Consider the following 18,424-nt stretch of genomic DNA (forward strand, 5'->3'; position numbering starts at 1 on the left):
TATAAATAATGAAAAACTCACTTTTAGCAATCATAATTCTTTTTTCAACTTTTGGTTTCAGCCAAGAAAATTCTGCGGAAACACCAAAAATAGCTGTAAAAGTTCCCCAAGGGGAAACCATAATTTTAAAAGGCGTTTCCATAAAATTTATGGAAGTTCTGGAGGACTCCCGATGTCCTGAAGGTGTGGATTGCATCTGGGCCGGACGCGCAATTGTTAAGGTAAAAGTGACGGCAAATGGAAAATCTGAGGAAAAACTGTTGATTTTTGGTGAAATAAGACCTGGGGAGGAAAAAAATACAAACCTCTATAGTTCCGCTAATTTTGCCATCAACGGATTGTCCTTAACGCCTTATCCAACTGCTGAGAGTGCAGGTAATATTAATAATTATACTTTATTGGTTTGCGAAGAGAAGAATAACTGATTAATGGCAGCCACAATCTTTTTTTCCGCATTTGGTTTTTCCACCATCAAGCGTGCCACTTGAATTTTGGCGTGATTCAAAAATTGGATTCCACACAAATTTCTTCAGCAAAAAGCCTGAGGCCAACAAAAATGTTATTAAAACTAAAATGGTCTGCATAGTGCAAAGATACTTATTTTACTTCAAAAATTGATATGCCGCCAAAGCCACAATATAAGCGATGGCGCTCATTACGAACAGCTGCCACATAGGCCATTTCCAACTGTTGGTTTCTTTTTTAACAATTGCCAAGGTGCTCATACATTGCATTGCAAAAGCATAAAACAGCAATAATGAAACCCCACTGGCAAAATTGAAGAGCGGACCACCCAAAACTGGGTTTATTTCAGCAGCCATTCTATTTTTAATTGTCTCTTCCTCCTCGCTTCCTACACTGTAAATAGTTGCAAGAGTACCTACAAAAACTTCCCGCGCGGCAAAAGAACTTACAATGGCAATTCCTATTTTCCAATCGTACCCTAATGGTCTAACGGCAGGTTCAATAGCGTGACCTATTCTTCCTATATAGGAATGTTCCAATTTATAGGAATCTATATGCATATCAATTTCATCCTGTGAAAGATTTTGCAAAGCATATTCATTTGTGATAATTTCTTCCGCATTGTTAAAATTTCCCGGGCCATAAGACGCCATTACCCAAAGAATTATCGAAATAGCAAGAATTATTTTTCCTGCTCCAAAAACAAAGGCTTTGGTTTTTTCAACTACGGTAATAATTACGTTTTTAGGCAAGGGAAGTTTATAATTGGGCATTTCGACTACAAAAAAACTTTTGCTCCGTATTTTCAAAATTTTGTCGAGTAAATAGGCTGAAAATATAGCGGCGCCAAACCCTAAAATGTACATAAACATAAGGGTAAGCCCTTGCAGGCTGAAAATACCCAACACACGTGTATCTGGAATTACCAAAGCAATTATTATCAAATAAACAGGCAACCGGGCCGAACAGGTTGTGAAAGGCGTAACCAAAATGGTTATTAAACGTTCTTTCCAGTTTTCAATGTTACGGGTAGCCATAATGGCTGGAATAGCGCAGGCAGTTCCTGCAACAAGCGGCACCACACTTTTTCCGCTGAGCCCAAAGCGCCGCATAATTCGATCCATCAAAAAGACCACACGGCTCATATAACCGGTTTCTTCCAAAATTGAAATAAAAAGAAAAAGAAACGCGATCTGTGGGATAAAAATAACGATTCCGCCAAGGCCGGGAATAATACCTTCAGCTATCAAGTTTGTGAAATCCCCCGGTGGCAGTGTGTTTTTAGTCCATTCGCTTAGAGATGCAAAGGTACTGTCAATAAAATCCATCGGGTAAGCACTCCAATCAAAAATAGCTTGGAAAATAAGTAGTAGAATTCCGAAGAAAATTACATATCCCCAAACTTTGTGTGTCAAAATTCTATCCAAACGGCTTCTTAAGTCTTTAGCATTTGCCGTATCTATGTGAAGTGTACGCTTTAAGGTTTCATTTATAAAATGATAACGCGCAATGGTTTCTTTTTGTTGAAGCCTTTTAAGATTACTAACTGACTCGGTTTGAAAGGAGGCTACCCCCTTCAATTCATTTCGATCCAATTTTCCGAAATTTACATCCTGTGTAATAACTAGCCACAATTTGTAAAGATCTTGGTTTGGAAATGCTTTTCGCAAACGGTCAAAATATTCCGGAGAGATGCTGGAAGCATTCAAGCACGGTTTTGTGGAAAGCTGATTGTAGTTTTCAATCAATTCCTTTAAATAATCAAAACCAAGGTTTTTCCGCGAGCTGATAAGGGCAATCTTGGTTTTTAACTTTTCTTCTAATAATGGTATGTCTAAAGAAATGGCCTTGCGTTTCATTCTGTCAGACATGTTTATTGCAAGAATCGTGGGTATTCCCAAATCCTTTATTTGCGTGAAAAGCAACAGATTCCTTTTAAGGTTTTCAACATCTGCAACCACAATTGCGACATCTGGAAAATCTTTGTCATTTTTATTGAGAAGCAGTTCAATAACCACATTTTCATCAACCGACGAAGCATTTAAACTATAGGTACCCGGTAAATCAAGTATGTGGACTTTACAGGCCCGGCCAAGTTTGCAGGTGCCCTGTTTTTTTTCAACAGTAATTCCGGGGTAGTTCCCCACTTTTTGGTTCAGCCCAGTGAGCCGGTTAAACACAGAGGTTTTTCCAGTGTTTGGATTTCCAATAAGTGCAACATTTATATGCTTCGCCATTATTGATTATATCAATTCAATTTCAATCCTACTAGCTGTTTCTCTCCGAATGGCGAGATGGCTTCCGTTAATATTCAGATACAGTGGGTCGTTGAAGGGAGCCATTTGAACCAGTGCAACCTCATTGCCGGGAAGACAGCCCATCTCCAGAAGCTTCAGGGGAACAACATCTACGGAAAATTCCTTGATGATGCCGCGTTGGCCTTTTTTTAGGGAAGCGATAGTAATAACCATCTATTTATTTAGATTGATTTTAAACAAGGCAAAAGTAAAGGAAAAAAAGGACGTGGGAAAAGACCTTTTGAGATTTTTTAGCCGCGGTTAATTTTTAAGGTGCCAGGAATTAATTTTCCTGTTTTAAGATTGGAATATCTGCCAATAATTTTTCAATGGCCTCGGGATCTGTACCGTCGTAAAAACCGCGAATTCGCTTCTTTTTATCCACAAGCACAAAGTTTTCAGTATGCACCAAGTCGTTATCGGAATAGGGTACATCCTTTGCCGCGAGATACGATTTTCGGGCTAGGTCGTATATCTCCTTTTTATCGCCGGTCACTAAGTTCCATTTGGCATCATCCACACCTTTTTCCATTGCATATTTTTTAAGTTGTGCAACACTATCTATCTCTGGGGTTACGGTATGTGAAAGAAGCAAGACCTCATCATCGTTTTTCAATTCTTCTTGAATTTTCACCATATGGCCTGTCATCATAGGGCAAATGGTCTGGCAGGTAGTGAAGAAAAAATCGGCCACGTAAATTTTATTTTTGTAATCCTCTTGTGTAATTGTATCTCCATTTTGATTGATGAGGCTGAAATCTGCAATGGTATGGTATTTTTTTACATATTGAAGCGTGCTGTCCACCAGCTCGGTTGAAACATCTGCTGGTTGATAAATTTTCAGCATCTCCTTTGGCTTCATTATTTGATAGATTACAGTGATAATTATGACTGATAAAACCAATAAAACCACTGCGAAAAATTTATATTTTTTGAAAAAAGTAAGCATTGCGTTAAATTTTAGACTTAAGGCACATAATTGGCTGCAAAAATAAGTTCTAAAACTATCAAAATGAATACATTTAACATCCTTAATTCCTAATTGAATTTAGGATTTAGATTAACTTCAACTTCGCTTTCTTATGAAACCATTACTACTCCCCTTTTTAATTTCAATTTCTTTTTTATCTTTTTCACAGAATTCTCAAGAAGATATAAGCGAAGCGGAAGCCAAGGCCGCAACAGGCTGGTTTGGCAAACCCGTAAACCTCAACACCGGAAATTACGACCTAAAATACCACCGGTTGGAATTTACCGTGAATCCTGCCCAGGCATTTATTACCGGAACCGTCACTTCGCATTTTGTGGCAAAGGAAAATTTAAATACCGTGACTTTCGAACTTGTGGACAATATGACTGTCTCACAAGTTATGCAACGCGGTACGCCACTTAGTTTTACCCAAAACAACGATGATGAGGTTGTAATTACCCTCCCACAAATGCAGGCGCAGGGCGTTCTGGATTCGCTGTCGGTAAGTTATTCCGGCAACCCCGTAAGTTCAGGTTTTGGTTCCTTTGAAACAGACACCCACAATGGCGATCCCGTTATGTGGACACTTTCAGAACCTTTTGGTGCTAAGGCATGGTGGCCCTGTAAGCAAGATTTGAATGATAAGATTGATATGATTGATATATATATTACCACGCCACGCTTCAATCCTTCTAATGAGGAATACATAGCCGTAGCAAATGGGCTGGAAATAAGCCAAACCATAAACGGAAGCAATAAAACCACGCATTATAGGCACCAATATCCTATTCCCGCTTATTTGATTGCCATTGCTGTAACCAATTACACCGTATATTCACATACGGTAGCAAACAATGGAAATCCCTTTGAAATTGTAAATTATATTTATCCCGAAGATCTTTCATACGCACAATCGCGCACGCCTGTAACCGTGGACATAATGAATTTATATGCAGATCTTTTTGAACCCTATCCCTACGCAAACGAAAAGTACGGACATGCACAGTTTGGCTGGGGTGGGGGCATGGAGCACACAACGGTTTCATTTATGGGCAGCCTAAGCCGTGGGTTGATTGCACACGAACTTGGTCATCAATGGTTCGGCGATAAAGTTACTTGCGGCAGTTGGCAAGATATTTGGCTGAATGAAGGTTTTGCCACATATCTTTCAGGACTCGTTATTGAAGATTTTGATGGTCCATCAGATTTTAGATCATGGAGGCAAGATAAGATAAATTCCATCACAGATTCGCCCGATGGGTCTGTTTATGTTCCAGCGCAGGACACAACTTCGGTCAATCGAATTTTCTGCAGCAGGCTGAGCTATAACAAAGGTTCTATGGTGCTGCATATGCTTCGAAAAAAACTGGGTGATGCAGTTTTCTTTCAAGGGTTAAAAGATTATTTGGCAGACCCTGCTTTATCTTACGGCTATGCTAAAACCCCAGACCTCATCAGAAATATGGAGGCCGCCTCAGGGGGTGAAGATTTGTCAGAGTTTTTTGATGATTGGGTTTATGGCGAAGGTTATCCACGGTACACCGTACAATGGAACCAAGGCAGTGGTCCCGCAACTATCAATCTTAAAATTTCCCAGACCCAAAGCCACCCATCGGTTTCCTTTTTTGAAGCTTCCGTTCCATTACGCATTAACGGCACGCAAGGAGAAACCTTGGATATTGTGTTGGAGAACACTACAAACAACCAGGCATTTCAGTCTGCCGTGGGGTTCACGGTTCAAAGTGTCCAGTTTGATCCCGACTACCATTTAATTTCCCGCAACAATAATGTGGTTTTGGGAACCGAAGATTTTACGTTTGGCCAGCAACTTGTACTTTATCCAAATCCAACTTCGGGATTTATCAATCTTGAAAAGCCAGCTTCTATAAATGTTCAAAACATCAATATTTACAATACTTTAGGACAAATGTTATATTCTGAAAAATATTCGGAATCCATTGATGTTTCAAAATTTTCAAAAGGAGTATTATTTTTCAAAATAGAAACTTCAGAAGGCATTATCAATAAAAGAATAGTAAAAGATTAAAACGTATTACCAAGCAAACGTTCTTCCACAAATTAATAAATAAGCGGGAACATACTCGCTTATTTTTTTTGCACGTTCTAAAAGGTTACTTTTGTGCGATTTTTTGCTGAACCTGATACCGAAAAGCAAAAAAAATTAGGCTCGAGTTTGGCAACGAATGATTAAAAATTGAGTCTTTTAAAAATATATATTTAAAAACTATGAGTCCATTTGCTGTTAAAGCCATACAACTTATTTTAAGTCTGTCGTTATTGATCGTGCTGCACGAGCTGGGGCACTTTATTCCCGCAAAACTTTTTAAAACACGCGTAGAAAAATTCTATCTCTTTTTTGATGTGAAATTTTCACTCTTCAAAAAGAAAATTGGTGAAACCGTTTACGGAATCGGCTGGTTGCCGTTGGGCGGTTACGTGAAAATTTCAGGAATGATAGATGAGAGCATGGATAAGGAGCAGATGGCGCAGCCGCCACAACCGTGGGAATTTAGAAGCAAACCCGCCTGGCAACGATTAATCATTATGCTTGGTGGCGTTACGGTAAATATTATCGTGGGCTTTGTAATTTATATGGGCATCCTGTATTTCTACGGGAGGAATATTACCACCAATGAAGATATTCCACAGGGTTTTGCAGTTACCGAGCAATTTAAGGAATATGGTTTTCGAGACGGCGACCATGTGCTAAGTGTTAATGGTGAACCGCTAGAAGATGTAATGGACATTAACAGATATATATTTCTGCGCGATGTTTCAAAAGTGGAAGTGAAACACAGCGATGGCAATGTTGAAACCATTTCGGTTCCCGAGGATGCTGGCACAAAAATGTTTCAGAATGACACACATTTTCCATTTACACCGCGTCGTTTGGCAATTATAGATACCGTGCTTGCAGATCATCCCGCTGGCAAGGCCGGTTTGCAAAAGAATGATAAAATTATTGCTGTAAATGGAACATCCGTTCAGTATTATGATGAATTTCAAAATCTTACTTTAAAAGATAAAGAAAACACCATCGTTGTCTCCCGGGAAAACCAAATAGACACCTTGCGTGTAACCCCCAACGAAAAAGGGATTATTGGGGTTAATTCATTTGGCAGGGATATTGTTTCCCAAGTAGGGAAGACCGAAATCAAATATTCATTGGGTGAAAGCGTTGTGGGCGGAATCAGTTTCGGCTACAATACCTTAAAAGATTACGTAAAACAATTTAAGTACGTATTTACAGCCAAGGGCGCTACCCAGGTGGGTGGCTTTGGCGCCATTGGCAACCTCTTCCCCGATGCTTGGGACTGGCAAAGCTTTTGGGCAACCACGGCTTTAATATCCATAATTCTTGCGTTTATGAACATTCTGCCCATTCCAGCTTTGGATGGTGGCCACGTAATGTTTTTACTTTATGAAATGGTAACGGGACGCAAGCCTAATGACAAATTTATGGAATATGCCCAAATGGTAGGCTTCTTCATTTTGATAGCCTTGGTACTTTTCGCCAACGGAAACGATATCTATCGTTGGTTGTTTGAATAGAATTGCAGACTATCTCATCTTGTAAATACTTCGGATAATAATCCGAAGTATTTTTTTTATAAATGTGATGACGTTTCGGTTTCTCTTTCGATGTATTTAAAACGGCAAAATTGTTTTTTTGGTTTTTTGTGCAATAATAGGATAAAAGAGTAGTTCATTTCAACGAAAAAAAACAGCTATTTACCTTAAGTTGTTCAAAAATGATATAACGATTACAGATAAATTGTATCTTTCTGTATTGTTTTATAACCAATGCATAAGCATAGCATCCAAAAATTAATTGATTTGCCATTTAATAGCACGGTAGTACTCATCAAAAAAAATGACACTACCACTCTAAAAAAATTATATAAAACCAACTTTGCGAAAGTGAAGCGTTACGTATTAAAAAATAGCGGCGACGAGCACCAGGCAAAAGATGTTTACCAAGAAGCTTTTGTGGCAATGTGGCGAAACATTAAAAACGACAGGTTCTCCGCAGAAAGCGAAACGGCTATTAATGGTTATCTCTTTCAGATTGCGAAGTATAAATGGTTAGACCACGTACGCTCTGCAAAATATAAGAATACCACCTTTATAAATCGAGATATAGAATATGACGAGCCCGAGATTGAGATGGATGATTTAAAAAATAAAAAAATTAAAATACTAATGGAGTGTATTGGCAATCTGGGTGAACGCTGTCAGACGCTACTGAAACTGTTTTATTTTGAAAGAAAACCCTATAAGGAAATCGCGCAAATACTGTCAATGGATGAAGCTTCTGCACGCAACGCAAAATACCGGTGCCAAGAACAATTAAAAAAAATGACCCAAACAATCCCCAATGAACCCAAATAATCAAATAGAAAACAACCAAGAAAATGCAGAACTTATTGATGCATATTTATTGGGTAGCTTAGATTCAGACGAGCTTGCCGAGTTTGAAGAGCGTATGAATCTATTTCCAGATCTTCGCCAATTGGTAAAAGAACAAAAGACACTCATGCAAAGTGTAGAAGAAACTAATTTAAAAGATTCACTTAACGATTTTCATTCAGAAATAAAGCAAGGCCCTGAAAAAAAAGGGATGTCGCGCGGCTGGCTGGCATTAGCAGCTTCTTTTTTGGTTTTAATAAGCGTTAGTATATGGGCTGTTTTAAATAGCGGGAATTCTCCCGAAAAAGTCTTTTCGGCAAATTTTAAACCAGATCCAGGCCTTCCCACAACTATGGGAACTGCTTCGGATTATGAATTTTATTACGGGATGGTAAACTACAAGCGCAAGGAATATGCAGAAGCCATAAATCGGTGGGAATCGTTATATGCTGCCAATCCTGAAAACGATACCGTTGTATATTTTCTGGGAGTTGCAAATTTAGCCAACGGCAATCCACGACAAGCCGAAAAATATTTGAAATTGGCAAAAAAGAAAACCAATAGCGTATTTTACGAAGAAGTAAACTATTATCTGGCCCTTTCCCTTTTAAAAGAAAACAAAATTGAAGAAGCCAAAACAGTTCTGGAAAAAAGCGAATCGTCTGCAAGTAAGGTATTGCTTAAAGAAATAAATGATCTTTAAATTTGTTAATTTCCCAATTCCATTTTAAACATAAAAAAACAAAATTGATAAAGTTTCATTTTTTATTTTGATGGAATTAAAAAATGGGTATATTTGCAACCGCTAACGCAAAATTCCTCCTTAGCTCAGTTGGTTAGAGCATCTGACTGTTAATCAGAGGGTCCTTGGTTCGAGCCCAAGAGGAGGAGCTTAGTTAGAGAAAGCCTTCACAGAAATGTGGAGGCTTTTGTGTTTTTGGCGGGTAAAACATAGGTCAAAAATAAATTTAGACTTCAACCTAAAATTTTACCACCAAGTATAGCTTGACCTATAAATGTAAATTTTGTTTTATTTTTATTTCAAAAAGCTATGTACAAAAGAAAAAGACATGGTAAGGGTTTTACATACAAGTATAAAAATGGCAAAACCATCACTGATCCAGACACACGTAAGTGGATAAAATCGCTTGTAATTCCTCCAGCCTGGACCGAAGTTGAAATAAATGAAGACCCCAATGCAGATCTATTAGTAACGGGGAGAGACGATAAAAATCGTAAACAGTATTTATACCATCCCAAATATACCGAACGCCAAAATGCTAAAAAATTTGACCGTATTGTCGATTTTGCCGACCAATTGGAACATATGAGGCGTGTGACCGGTCAGCATCTTCGCAAAAAAAAATTAACACGGGAAAAAGTACTTGCTACCATGCTTCGGCTATTGGAAGTTGCTTTTTTTAGACCCGGTAGCGAAGCATATGCCAAAGAAAATGATACGTACGGACTTACAACCATGCGAAGCAAACATCTTACCATTAAAGGGGATGAACTTATCTTTTCCTATAACGGAAAATCTGGGCAGGATCAGGAAAAACATATTGTCGACAAAAAGTTAGCAAAAATTGTTCAAGAAATTGATGATATGCCAGGATATGAAATTTTTAAATATGTAGACGAAAATGATCAAATAGTGGATGTAAAAAGTGACGATCTCAATGCCTATATTCACGAGGTAATGGGCGAGGATTTTTCAGCTAAAGATTTTAGAACCTGGGCCGGCACTCTTATTGCCGCAATTGCTTTGGATGAGTTGGGCGTGGTTAAGGAAAAGCATCAAAAAAAATTAGACCAAAATATAAAAGAAGCTGTAAACCAAGTTTCAGAAAAACTTGGAAACACTCCTTCAGTAGCACGAAGTTCCTATATAGACCCACGCATTATTGAGAACTACATGGAAGGCAGGACATTGCAATATTTTGAAAAAGAAATTAGCCGAATGTTACGAAAAGCGGAAAATCTATCCAAAGAAGAAATTGGGGTTTTGTGCATGCTTCGTGAACGCTTCAAGAAAAAATAATAGTTATGCTAAAGTAGGCAAACCTTCAAGCAATAATTCTAAAATAACTAAATTTGCACACTCCTTATTTTGGCCTCATAGTTCAATGGATAGAATAGAAGTTTCCTAAACTTTAGATCCAAGTTCGATTCTTGGTGAGGCTACTAATTTTAGTAATGGCATAGATTAAATAGAATCCTTTCGGCAATCCATAACACCTCTCCACATTTTTTATAATAAATTTAAGGAGCGGCAAACATTATTTCACTAATTTATGTTTTATTCAGAAAAATTATTATGAGAGAAAATAAAATTGCCTTTTTTATAATTATAGGCGTGCTCGCATTTGTGGGGATTCTTTGGTATGCCTTTGAAAACCCAGCACTAAACCCGCGATTGGAAGAAGAAACCTATACAATTATACGCAAGTGGGATATGCCAATTGAATTGAACGAAATAAGCGGGATAAGATGGATTTCCGAAGATAAAATTGCCGCGGTGCAAGACGAAGAGGGAGATATTTTTATATACAACCTTCAAACAAACCTTGTTGAAGAAAAAATAGCCTTCGGAAACTCGGGTGACTATGAAGCAATAACCACAACAGATAGTAGTGCATATGTTATGGAAAGCAGCGGTCGTCTCTTTGAGGTTAAAAATTTTCTAGGCAATAATTTTGAAACCCACGAATATCAAGTTCCCTTTTCAGGCAGAAACAATATGGAATCGATGGTAGCCGATTCGCTAAACAACAGAATACTCTTCGCAGTAAAAGACATAGACCCTAATAGTAAAAAATATAAAGGAATTTATGCTTTTGATATCGAAACCAAAAAATCCAATTCCTTGCCGGTACTGAAAATCCCTCTGGACGACCCCATTTTTAAATCAAAAGATGCCGATGACGATATAGACCTCTTTTCAAATTTTTTCCCTTCAGATATAGCTATACATCCCAAAACGGGACATTTCTATATTTTAGAAGGAAAAAATCCGCAGGTGTTGATAATGGACAGTATTGGCAAACTATTACAATTGCATAAACTATACAAGGAATCTTTTCCACAACCTGAAGGAATTACTTTCGCACCCGATGGAACCCTATATATTTCCAATGAAGGAAAAAACGGGACTGCAAATATTCTGGAAGTAGAATTTGATGAAGAAGAGTAATTTTAATATTTGTCTTTTAAGTTGGTAAGCATAATTTCGGTCATTTCATCTAAAGAAATTTCGCTTTTCCACCCCCAATCTTCCCGTGCTTCACTATCATTAATACTTTGCGGCCAACTGTCTGCAATAGTCTGTCTAAAGTCTGGCTCATAGCTTATTTTAAAACCAGGAATGTGCTTTTGGATGCTTTCGGTAATTTCCTCCGGATTGAAACTCATGGCAGAGAGATTGTACGAGCTTCTTATTTTAATTTTCTCATTTTCTGCCTCCATAATATTAACCGTAGCTTTTATGGCATCATCCATAAACATCATGGGCAAGGTGGTTTCAGCATTTAGAAAGCAGATGTACTTTTTGTGCTTTAATGCTTTGTGATAAATATCCACCGCATAATCTGTAGTGCCGCCACCAGGCAGTGTTTTATAACTGATAAGCCCCGGGTACCGAATGCTGCGCACATCCACACCATAGCGATTGTAATAATATTCACACCAGCGTTCTCCGGTTTGTTTGCTTATTCCGTAAACAGTAGTTGGTTCCATCACCGTGCGCTGTGGCGTGTCTGTTTTTGGAGTGGAAGGCCCAAAAACAGCAATGCTGGAAGGCCAAAATATCTTTTCGATTTTTTTGTCTTTGGCCAAATTCAAGACGTGAAAAAGTGAATTCATATTCAGGTTCCAACCTTTCATGGGAAATTTTTCCGCCGTAGCAGAAAGCATTGCCGCCATTAAATAAACGTCTGTTATCTCGTGACGTATTACCACCTCTTCAACAGCGTTGTAATCCATGGCGTCCAAAATCTCAAACGGGCCACTCTTCATCAACTCTTCATCGCCCTCCCTAATGTCGCTGGCTATAACTTTATGTTTCCCAAATTTATCGCGCAGGTAGATAGTCAATTCCGTGCCTATCTGGCCACAGGCGCCTATAATAAGAATACGTTTTTTCATTCGTTTGTTTTTCAAAAATGAACTGTAAATATACATATTATCAGTTCTTTCAACACTTAAAAATTTTATGTGTCATTTCGTTAATAACCAGTATCTTTGTGCCTTTTGTATTCTTTATGAAGTTTGTTATCCCCCTTTTAGTGCTTGTAGGTATTGTTTTTTCCTGCGGAAATGCTTCCGAAGAAAACCAAGCCCAAAAGCCAACCAATGACGCTTCCATAATTTTTGGTGATAAAGAATATGTCTTTCCCCAACTTTCTGAACCCGCGAAAAAACAAGCGGTGCAGTGGGGTATTTTGGAAGATTTTCTTGCCGAAGCACAAAATGCAAACGGCAGTAATTACCAAGACTTGCGAAACCGTACGGAACGCTTAAGCGAATATGCAGATTCGCTTTTTAAAAACATTCCTGACACACTTGACACAAAACCCATCCACAGCCGCTTGATGGTTCTGAAAACCCGCGCTGCCCTACTTTTTCAGGCTTCGCACCAAGCTACTATTGATTCGTTAAAAGTCCAGCAATCTTTGGAAGAAATGAACGTGGCAGTCAAAAACCTGATTGTACAGCTAAACGAAAAATTTCAGAAAGACCGCATAGATTTTACAAGAAGGGAAGACGAGGAAAATGAACTGAAAAAACAACAGCGATACAAAGATTCAATTTTGAACTTAGAACTTCAGGATAAAAAGAATTAGAAAGTGTAACAAACACCCCTAAAGCACAACTTATACTTTCAGTATAAGTTTTAAATCAATAAATACTTTAATCAAAAACCATAAAATGAAGACTAATTTTTTAACACCCGTTGTGGCCTTTGCAGTTATTGCCGTAGCCGCAACCGCTTGTAAGAAAAAAACCGAAGTGGCCGTTGCAGACAACGAACCACACGGAATTATCCTTGCAAACATGGACACCACTGTAAGTCCAAAAGATGATTTTTACAATTATGTGAACGGAAACTGGATGAAAAATAACGAGATTCCAGACGATGAAACCAGTTGGGCCGGATTCACCATTTTACGCAAAAAAACAAGCAAGGACATGTTGAACATTTTGGCAAAAGCCAAAGAAAGTGGCAAATACGCTCCGGAAACAGACCAAGCCAAGGCCTTAATGATTTATGAATCAAAATTAGACTCGGTTGCAAGAGATAAAGCTGGTATTGAGCCACTAAAGCCTACGCTTGAAAAGATTGCAGCCATGAACAGCATGGAAGATTTTCAAAAATTGATGACGGAAGATGCTGTCGCGGTTTCACAACCATTTTTGGGTCTTGCAGCATTTTCAAACCCCAACAATAGCGCTATTAATTCGGCATACATTACTCCAGGTGGTTTAGGCCTACCCGATCGTGATTTTTATACCAATTCAGATCCTGCTTCGGTAAAAATTCGCGAGCAATATGTAGACCACATTACAAGAATGCTACAGTTTTTGGGCGATACAGAAGAATCTGCCCGTCAGCAGGCTGAAACCATTCTAGCTTTTGAAACTAAACTTGCAACTCCAAGATTGGACAAAGTAGCAAGTCGAGATTTCAGAAATTTTAACAATCCAAAAAGCATTGCTGAATTGCAAAATATGCTTCCGCAAATCCAATGGGAACAGGCATTTGAGCAAATGGGTATCGCCAAAAAGCTGGATACTGTTATCGTGATGCAACCAAAATATATGGAAACTTTAAAGCAAATGTTTTCAAAACCAGATTTTGATACTTGGAGAACCGTTATGCGTTGGTCTACTCTAAACAGTTCTGCGGGTATGTTGACCACAGAAATTGAAAAAGCCAATTTTGATTTTTATTCTACTACATTAAACGGAACCAAAAAGCAAAAACCTGCTGACGAACGTGCACTTGCAACCGTTAACGGAAGTTTAGGCGAAGCATTGGGCAAACTATATGTAGATGAAATGTTTCCGCCAGAAGCAAAGGCTAAAGCAGAATCCATGATTGAAAATGTAATTGCAGCTTACAAAGACAGAATCAATGCTTTGGAATGGATGAGCGATAGTACAAAGGTTAAGGCCATTGAAAAACTTAACAAATTTACCGTAAAAGTAGGTTACCCAGACAAGTGGAAAGATTACTCTTCTATGGAGGTGAAACCAGGCAACACCTATTATGACAATATGGTAGCCGTGCAGACGTGGAACCTTAAAGACAATCTTGAAAAAATAGACGAACCTGTGGATCGCACTGAGTGGGGGATGAGCCCACAAACCGTGAATGCGTATTTCAACCCTTTTAACAACGAAATCGTTTTCCCTGCAGCTATTCTTCAACCACCTTTCTATGATTACAAAGCAGATGAAGCGGTAAACTACGGTGGAATTGGTGCGGTAATCGGTCACGAGATTTCGCACGCTTTTGATGACAGCGGTTCGCGTTTTGACGCTAACGGAAACCTGGTAAATTGGTGGACGGATACCGATCTTAAAAACTTTACCGAGCGCGGCAACAAACTGGCTGAGCAATACAGTAATGTAGAAGTATTGGACAGCGTTTTCATCAATGGCCACTTTACCTTGGGCGAGAACATTGGTGACCTTGGCGGAGTATTAGGTGCCTATGATGGTTTGCAACGTTTTTACAAAGAAAACGGACGTCCTGATAACATAGACGGTCTAACGCCAGAGCAGCGTTTCTTTATGAGTTGGGCCACCGTTTGGCGTACCAAATCTCGTGATGAAGCACTTCGAAACCAGGTAAAAACAGACCCACATTCCCCCGGAAAGGTTCGTGCTACCCAACCGTTGCTTAACGTGGATGCATTTTACGAAGCATTTGATATTAAGGAAGGCGACTCTATGTACCTTGCTCCAGAAGACAGAGTACGTATTTGGTAGTTTTAAAGTATTCTATTGAAATGAAAAGGAGCCGTAACAGGCTCCTTTTTTTATATAGAGGTTTTAAATGTATAATCTAATACCGATTTCAAGTTCTTAGAATCAACCTGTTTAAAAATTTCATCAGAATCTGGTTTTGCGAAACTTGGCAATTCTAAATTTAATTCTTTTGCCTTTTGAATATAGTACACAGATTTTTTAGGATGATTTGGATTTACGGCATTGAAAACCTTTCCGAAAGCATCCTGTTTTAAAATTTCCACTAAAATTGAAATGCAATCATCGCGATGGATTAAGTTTACAGGGGCATTTCCATCAGCTAAATCTTTTCGTCCTGCCAAATATTTTGCCGGACTTCTACTGCCGCCTATCAATCCTCCAAAACGTACCACAGATGTTTGAAACCCTTCAGCATTCATAAATAATTCTTCTACTTGCCTTAATTGTTTTCCGGCAATGGTTTCAGGTTTCGGTTCGTCTGTTTCCGTAACGTTTCCTTGGGAATCATCATACACCGAAGTACTGCTCACCAAAACAACTTTAGGAACCGAAGCATCTGTTATGGCCACAAGCATATGGGCCATTTTCAAAACATAATCTGCGCCCGTATTCTTTCTAAGCCCAGGGGGGATCATAATAATCAAGCAATCTACATTGTTCAGCAGGGCTTGCACTTCACCCACAATTCCATTTTCTGAAATTTCCACGGGATAGGCATCAAAACCGTTTTGTTGTAATAATGTTGCTTTTTCAATAGAAGTTACCGAACCCTTTACAGTATAGCCCAATGTAGCCAGTCGATAGGCCAAAGGTTGCCCTAGCCATCCTAAGCCAGCAATTGCAATGGTTTTATTCATAATTCAACCTATTTTGTGGATTAGTCTGAAATGTATCAGTAACTTTCACTCTTAAGGAATCTATTGAAAAAGTCCGCTTTACCGCAACAGCATCAGTGATTACAAAGGGTTTTGGCATAGTATAATCGGGACGCTTTGCTATGTTGAATTGGTCATCCTGCATCAAATTAAAAGAATATTCCATCACTTTAAAGGTTGCTGGCGTTCCCGCTTCTACGGAAAAATGTACTTTTAGTGAATCATTTGTGGAAACGTAATAATTAATGAGCGCACTGTTTTTTGTGCCTCGATAATTTTTAGAAATACTGGAAGCGGGCATTTCCTTTCCGTTGAAAGTCAAAGTTTGAAATGTGGTGTTTTCGGCATATAGATCAATTTTGTTCACTTTTCGTTTTGGAACGAGGGTAAACTTCACCTCCCGAAGATTTTCAACCAGCGTATCGGCTTCCAAAATCACTTCAAAATCTGGAATGGTTTTTAGCGGGGCTTCCTTCGCAAAGCTAAAATTGGTTCCATATTTATTATAAGATGCTTCCCCTAAAATTTTAGATGCATCTTCAGGGTTTTCGCCCAAGTATTGTTGTGTCCATTCATCAATTTCCTTGTCGTAGGTAAGCCAATAGGTTTTATCAATATCCGCATCTTTATAATAAACGAGGCTGTTTGGTTTTTTTCTTTCTTCGGAAAATTTACTTTTTGTATGGGCTTTTATGAAGAAGAATGCCGCGAGCAATACACATACAATCGAAAGCAGGCCTTTCATTTTATAATATCCAAAAACTGGATAAATTAAAGCGAAAAGCAAAACGGTAAAAACACAACTTATAACCAGCATTTTCAAGCCCAAACCAACGGGGAAAAACTGAATTAGGGGCGTAAATATAAACAAGGCGGGTGCCGCCAAAAGTGCCATTGCCAAAAGATTGGGTCGCTCCTGTCGAAGCATTACAAAAAAGGAAAGTAACCCAAAAAATACCGGAATTATGAAGAATGCAGCTCCTTTTAAAATTATAAAAACTGCCAGATTAATTAAAAGCCAAAATAACAAAGGTGCAATATAATATGAGGGCTCGTTGAATTTTTTACTGAATTTTTTATAAATCGCAAATGTGATTGCCAATGAGAGAAAAACGAAAAACGCAATATACCAATGTCCGTTATAAGTAAAACCTTGCTGGATTTCTAAATACTGCGGATAAATAGCCAAAATCAATTTCCATCCGAAAAACCCCAAAATTCCACAGAGAATAAGAGAAAGCAGGAAAGGAACGAAGCCCGCCGCTATCATTTTTCCGTTCAATCTTTTTTTGTGAATTCCGTAAAAAATCAGGAAGAGAAATAATAAAGCAGCCAAAATAAGCATGGGTAAAATCCATGAAAAGGGGTAGCTTATCATTTTCACCAAAGGAAGGTTTACATAAACATTATCGGTTTCAGATTTTAAATTTGAAAGGTCTGTATTGGCAAAATAATGGATCAGTGGGAGTAAATAACTTCCTTGATGGGCAAGGCTATTTCGACTTAAACTATTAAAAGTATCGTTGGCCGTATGATAGTTGAAATGGCTATCAATAAAGGCAAAGAAAAAACTGGGTATATCGCCATCTTCCCTAAAAACTGTAGAATCAGTATCGTTGGGCAGCATTTTGTAAACGCTGTACATCAATGAAGAGGCTACCGGAAAATCTGGACTGGCCGCTATAAACTCCTTTACCAATTTTGAATTTCCGCCATTGGTTTCCAAAATCATATTACTGGGTCCGCTACTCCCGCGAGCTTCAAAATTAAGTATCAGACCTACATTTTTTGCCCAAGGATGTTCGTTTACAAATAGCTTGGCACCGTCCAGTCCAATTTCCTCTGCATCGGAAAAAAGAATAATAATATCATTTTTGGGTTGTGTTCGGGAAGCCAGATACGCCCGAACGCTTTCTAAAATAGTAACCAAGCCGCTCCCGGCATCACTGGCGCCAAAGGAAGGGACGAGCGCACTATCGTAGTGTGAAAGCAATAAAAGCGCCTTTCTGTCTTCCGAGCCTTTTATGCGGGCAACAATATTTACAGGTTTATTGAGCGTCTTTGACTCCGGATTTACGCTAAACCCTTTTTGAATGTGAGGTTCAAGACCCAATTTACCCAATTCCGAAATTAAAACCCTCCGAACCTCTTCGTGCCCTTCAGAACCTAAATAATGTGGCTTTTTTGAAATTTCTCTTAAAGGATGAAGTGCTCTGTCCACAGAAAATACATCAGCCGGTGCCATATCATCTCCAGTATAGTGCGGTGTCAACCCATAAAAGGAATAATAAACCAATGCAACTATTAGCAGAAGCGAAAGAATGCCACCAAATTTTTTCATGGTTGGAAAGTTTAGGGTGTTAAAAATACGATTTTAATCGGAAGGAATTTTT

Annotated in this window: 15 protein-coding genes and 2 tRNA genes; 11 read left to right on the forward strand and 6 right to left on the reverse strand. The window is 38.6% G+C overall.

The genetic code is table 11. From position 1 onward, the window contains the following. Positions 1-8: 8 nt before the first annotated feature. Positions 9-425 (forward strand): hypothetical protein, encoded by a 417-nt coding sequence (locus tag JK629_RS04480; protein WP_202337424.1) that lies wholly within the window; start codon positions 9-11, stop codon positions 423-425. Between the two features lie 177 nt (positions 426-602). On the opposite strand, the gene feoB is transcribed toward JK629_RS04480, so the two are convergent. The 3 genes from feoB to JK629_RS04495 form a co-directional block, all read right to left on the reverse strand. Beyond that, entirely contained in the window at positions 603-2,702 is a 2,100-nt protein-coding gene (feoB, locus tag JK629_RS04485) for a ferrous iron transport protein B (RefSeq protein ID WP_202337425.1), read from the reverse strand. A 6-nt stretch (positions 2,703-2,708) separates the two neighbouring features. Then, the gene (locus tag JK629_RS04490) at positions 2,709-2,936 is read right to left on the reverse strand and encodes a FeoA family protein (RefSeq protein ID WP_202337426.1); all 228 of its coding nucleotides are present in this window, start codon (positions 2,934-2,936) and stop codon (positions 2,709-2,711) included. Positions 2,937-3,045: 109 nt separating this feature from the next. Further along, a complete protein-coding gene (locus tag JK629_RS04495) occupies positions 3,046-3,711 on the reverse strand; it encodes an SCO family protein (protein ID WP_202337427.1) in 666 nt (221 codons plus the stop codon). A 133-nt stretch (positions 3,712-3,844) separates the two neighbouring features. Between JK629_RS04495 and JK629_RS04500 the strand changes: the two genes are divergently transcribed. From JK629_RS04500 to JK629_RS04535, 8 genes are all read left to right on the forward strand, one after another. Then, the gene (locus JK629_RS04500) at positions 3,845-5,779 is read left to right on the forward strand and encodes a M1 family aminopeptidase (protein WP_202337428.1); all 1,935 of its coding nucleotides are present in this window, start codon (positions 3,845-3,847) and stop codon (positions 5,777-5,779) included. A gap of 200 nt (positions 5,780-5,979) precedes the next feature. Continuing rightward, complete coding sequence (rseP, locus tag JK629_RS04505; RefSeq protein ID WP_202337429.1) at positions 5,980-7,305, forward strand: RIP metalloprotease RseP; 1,326 nt, start codon at positions 5,980-5,982, stop codon at positions 7,303-7,305. Between the two features lie 252 nt (positions 7,306-7,557). Further along, complete coding sequence (locus JK629_RS04510; protein WP_202337430.1) at positions 7,558-8,145, forward strand: RNA polymerase sigma factor; 588 nt, start codon at positions 7,558-7,560, stop codon at positions 8,143-8,145. Further along, positions 8,132-8,866: a tetratricopeptide repeat protein gene (locus tag JK629_RS04515; protein ID WP_202337431.1), complete on the forward strand. Its 735-nt coding sequence runs from the start codon at positions 8,132-8,134 to the stop codon at positions 8,864-8,866. The genes JK629_RS04510 and JK629_RS04515 overlap by 14 nt, the downstream gene beginning before the upstream one ends. Before the next feature lie 114 nt (positions 8,867-8,980). Then, positions 8,981-9,054, forward strand: a tRNA-Asn gene (locus tag JK629_RS04520). A 160-nt stretch (positions 9,055-9,214) separates the two neighbouring features. Beyond that, complete coding sequence (locus JK629_RS04525; RefSeq protein ID WP_202337432.1) at positions 9,215-10,204, forward strand: DNA topoisomerase IB; 990 nt, start codon at positions 9,215-9,217, stop codon at positions 10,202-10,204. Positions 10,205-10,275: 71 nt separating this feature from the next. Further along, a tRNA-Arg gene (locus tag JK629_RS04530) sits at positions 10,276-10,347 on the forward strand. A gap of 133 nt (positions 10,348-10,480) precedes the next feature. Then, positions 10,481-11,356, forward strand: coding sequence for an SdiA-regulated domain-containing protein (locus tag JK629_RS04535; RefSeq protein WP_202337433.1), 876 nt, complete (start codon positions 10,481-10,483; stop codon positions 11,354-11,356). A gap of 2 nt (positions 11,357-11,358) precedes the next feature. On the opposite strand, the gene JK629_RS04540 is transcribed toward JK629_RS04535, so the two are convergent. Continuing rightward, complete coding sequence (locus tag JK629_RS04540) at positions 11,359-12,306, reverse strand: NAD-dependent epimerase/dehydratase family protein (protein ID WP_202337434.1); 948 nt, start codon at positions 12,304-12,306, stop codon at positions 11,359-11,361. A 17-nt stretch (positions 12,307-12,323) separates the two neighbouring features. Between JK629_RS04540 and JK629_RS04545 the strand changes: the two genes are divergently transcribed. Both JK629_RS04545 and JK629_RS04550 read left to right on the forward strand, forming a co-directional pair. Further along, entirely contained in the window at positions 12,324-13,004 is a 681-nt protein-coding gene (locus tag JK629_RS04545) for a hypothetical protein (protein WP_202337435.1), read from the forward strand. An 85-nt stretch (positions 13,005-13,089) separates the two neighbouring features. After that, positions 13,090-15,156 carry a M13 family metallopeptidase gene (locus tag JK629_RS04550; protein ID WP_202337436.1) on the forward strand — a complete coding sequence of 689 codons (2,067 nt, stop codon included), beginning with the start codon at positions 13,090-13,092 and terminating at the stop codon, positions 15,154-15,156. 50 nt (positions 15,157-15,206) lie between these two features. Here the strand turns inward: JK629_RS04550 and JK629_RS04555 are convergent, their stop codons facing one another. Both JK629_RS04555 and JK629_RS04560 read right to left on the reverse strand, forming a co-directional pair. After that, positions 15,207-16,013 carry an NAD(P)H-binding protein gene (locus JK629_RS04555; protein WP_202337437.1) on the reverse strand — a complete coding sequence of 269 codons (807 nt, stop codon included), beginning with the start codon at positions 16,011-16,013 and terminating at the stop codon, positions 15,207-15,209. Beyond that, positions 16,006-18,372, reverse strand: coding sequence for a M28 family peptidase (locus tag JK629_RS04560; protein ID WP_202337438.1), 2,367 nt, complete (start codon positions 18,370-18,372; stop codon positions 16,006-16,008). The genes JK629_RS04555 and JK629_RS04560 overlap by 8 nt, the downstream gene beginning before the upstream one ends. Between the last annotated feature and the right edge of the window lie 52 nt (positions 18,373-18,424).

Origin of the sequence: Aequorivita iocasae, assembly GCF_016757735.1 — a bacterium.
Lineage (GTDB): Bacteria > Bacteroidota > Bacteroidia > Flavobacteriales > Flavobacteriaceae > Aequorivita > Aequorivita iocasae.

What these genes read in the sequence shown, in the direction of transcription:
- JK629_RS04480 (WP_202337424.1), top strand. Translation starts at nt 9, where the DNA reads ATGAAAAACTCACTTTTAGCAATCATAATTCTTTTTTCAACTTTTGGT.
- feoB (WP_202337425.1), bottom strand. Translation starts at nt 2,702, where the DNA reads ATGGCGAAGCATATAAATGTTGCACTTATTGGAAATCCAAACACTGGA.
- JK629_RS04490 (WP_202337426.1), bottom strand. Translation starts at nt 2,936, where the DNA reads ATGGTTATTACTATCGCTTCCCTAAAAAAAGGCCAACGCGGCATCATC.
- JK629_RS04495 (WP_202337427.1), bottom strand. Translation starts at nt 3,711, where the DNA reads ATGCTTACTTTTTTCAAAAAATATAAATTTTTCGCAGTGGTTTTATTG.
- JK629_RS04500 (WP_202337428.1), top strand. Translation starts at nt 3,845, where the DNA reads ATGAAACCATTACTACTCCCCTTTTTAATTTCAATTTCTTTTTTATCT.
- rseP (WP_202337429.1), top strand. Translation starts at nt 5,980, where the DNA reads ATGAGTCCATTTGCTGTTAAAGCCATACAACTTATTTTAAGTCTGTCG.
- JK629_RS04510 (WP_202337430.1), top strand. Translation starts at nt 7,558, where the DNA reads ATGCATAAGCATAGCATCCAAAAATTAATTGATTTGCCATTTAATAGC.
- JK629_RS04515 (WP_202337431.1), top strand. Translation starts at nt 8,132, where the DNA reads ATGAACCCAAATAATCAAATAGAAAACAACCAAGAAAATGCAGAACTT.
- JK629_RS04525 (WP_202337432.1), top strand. Translation starts at nt 9,215, where the DNA reads ATGTACAAAAGAAAAAGACATGGTAAGGGTTTTACATACAAGTATAAA.
- JK629_RS04535 (WP_202337433.1), top strand. Translation starts at nt 10,481, where the DNA reads ATGAGAGAAAATAAAATTGCCTTTTTTATAATTATAGGCGTGCTCGCA.
- JK629_RS04540 (WP_202337434.1), bottom strand. Translation starts at nt 12,306, where the DNA reads ATGAAAAAACGTATTCTTATTATAGGCGCCTGTGGCCAGATAGGCACG.
- JK629_RS04545 (WP_202337435.1), top strand. Translation starts at nt 12,324, where the DNA reads ATGAACTGTAAATATACATATTATCAGTTCTTTCAACACTTAAAAATT.
- JK629_RS04550 (WP_202337436.1), top strand. Translation starts at nt 13,090, where the DNA reads ATGAAGACTAATTTTTTAACACCCGTTGTGGCCTTTGCAGTTATTGCC.
- JK629_RS04555 (WP_202337437.1), bottom strand. Translation starts at nt 16,013, where the DNA reads ATGAATAAAACCATTGCAATTGCTGGCTTAGGATGGCTAGGGCAACCT.
- JK629_RS04560 (WP_202337438.1), bottom strand. Translation starts at nt 18,372, where the DNA reads ATGAAAAAATTTGGTGGCATTCTTTCGCTTCTGCTAATAGTTGCATTG.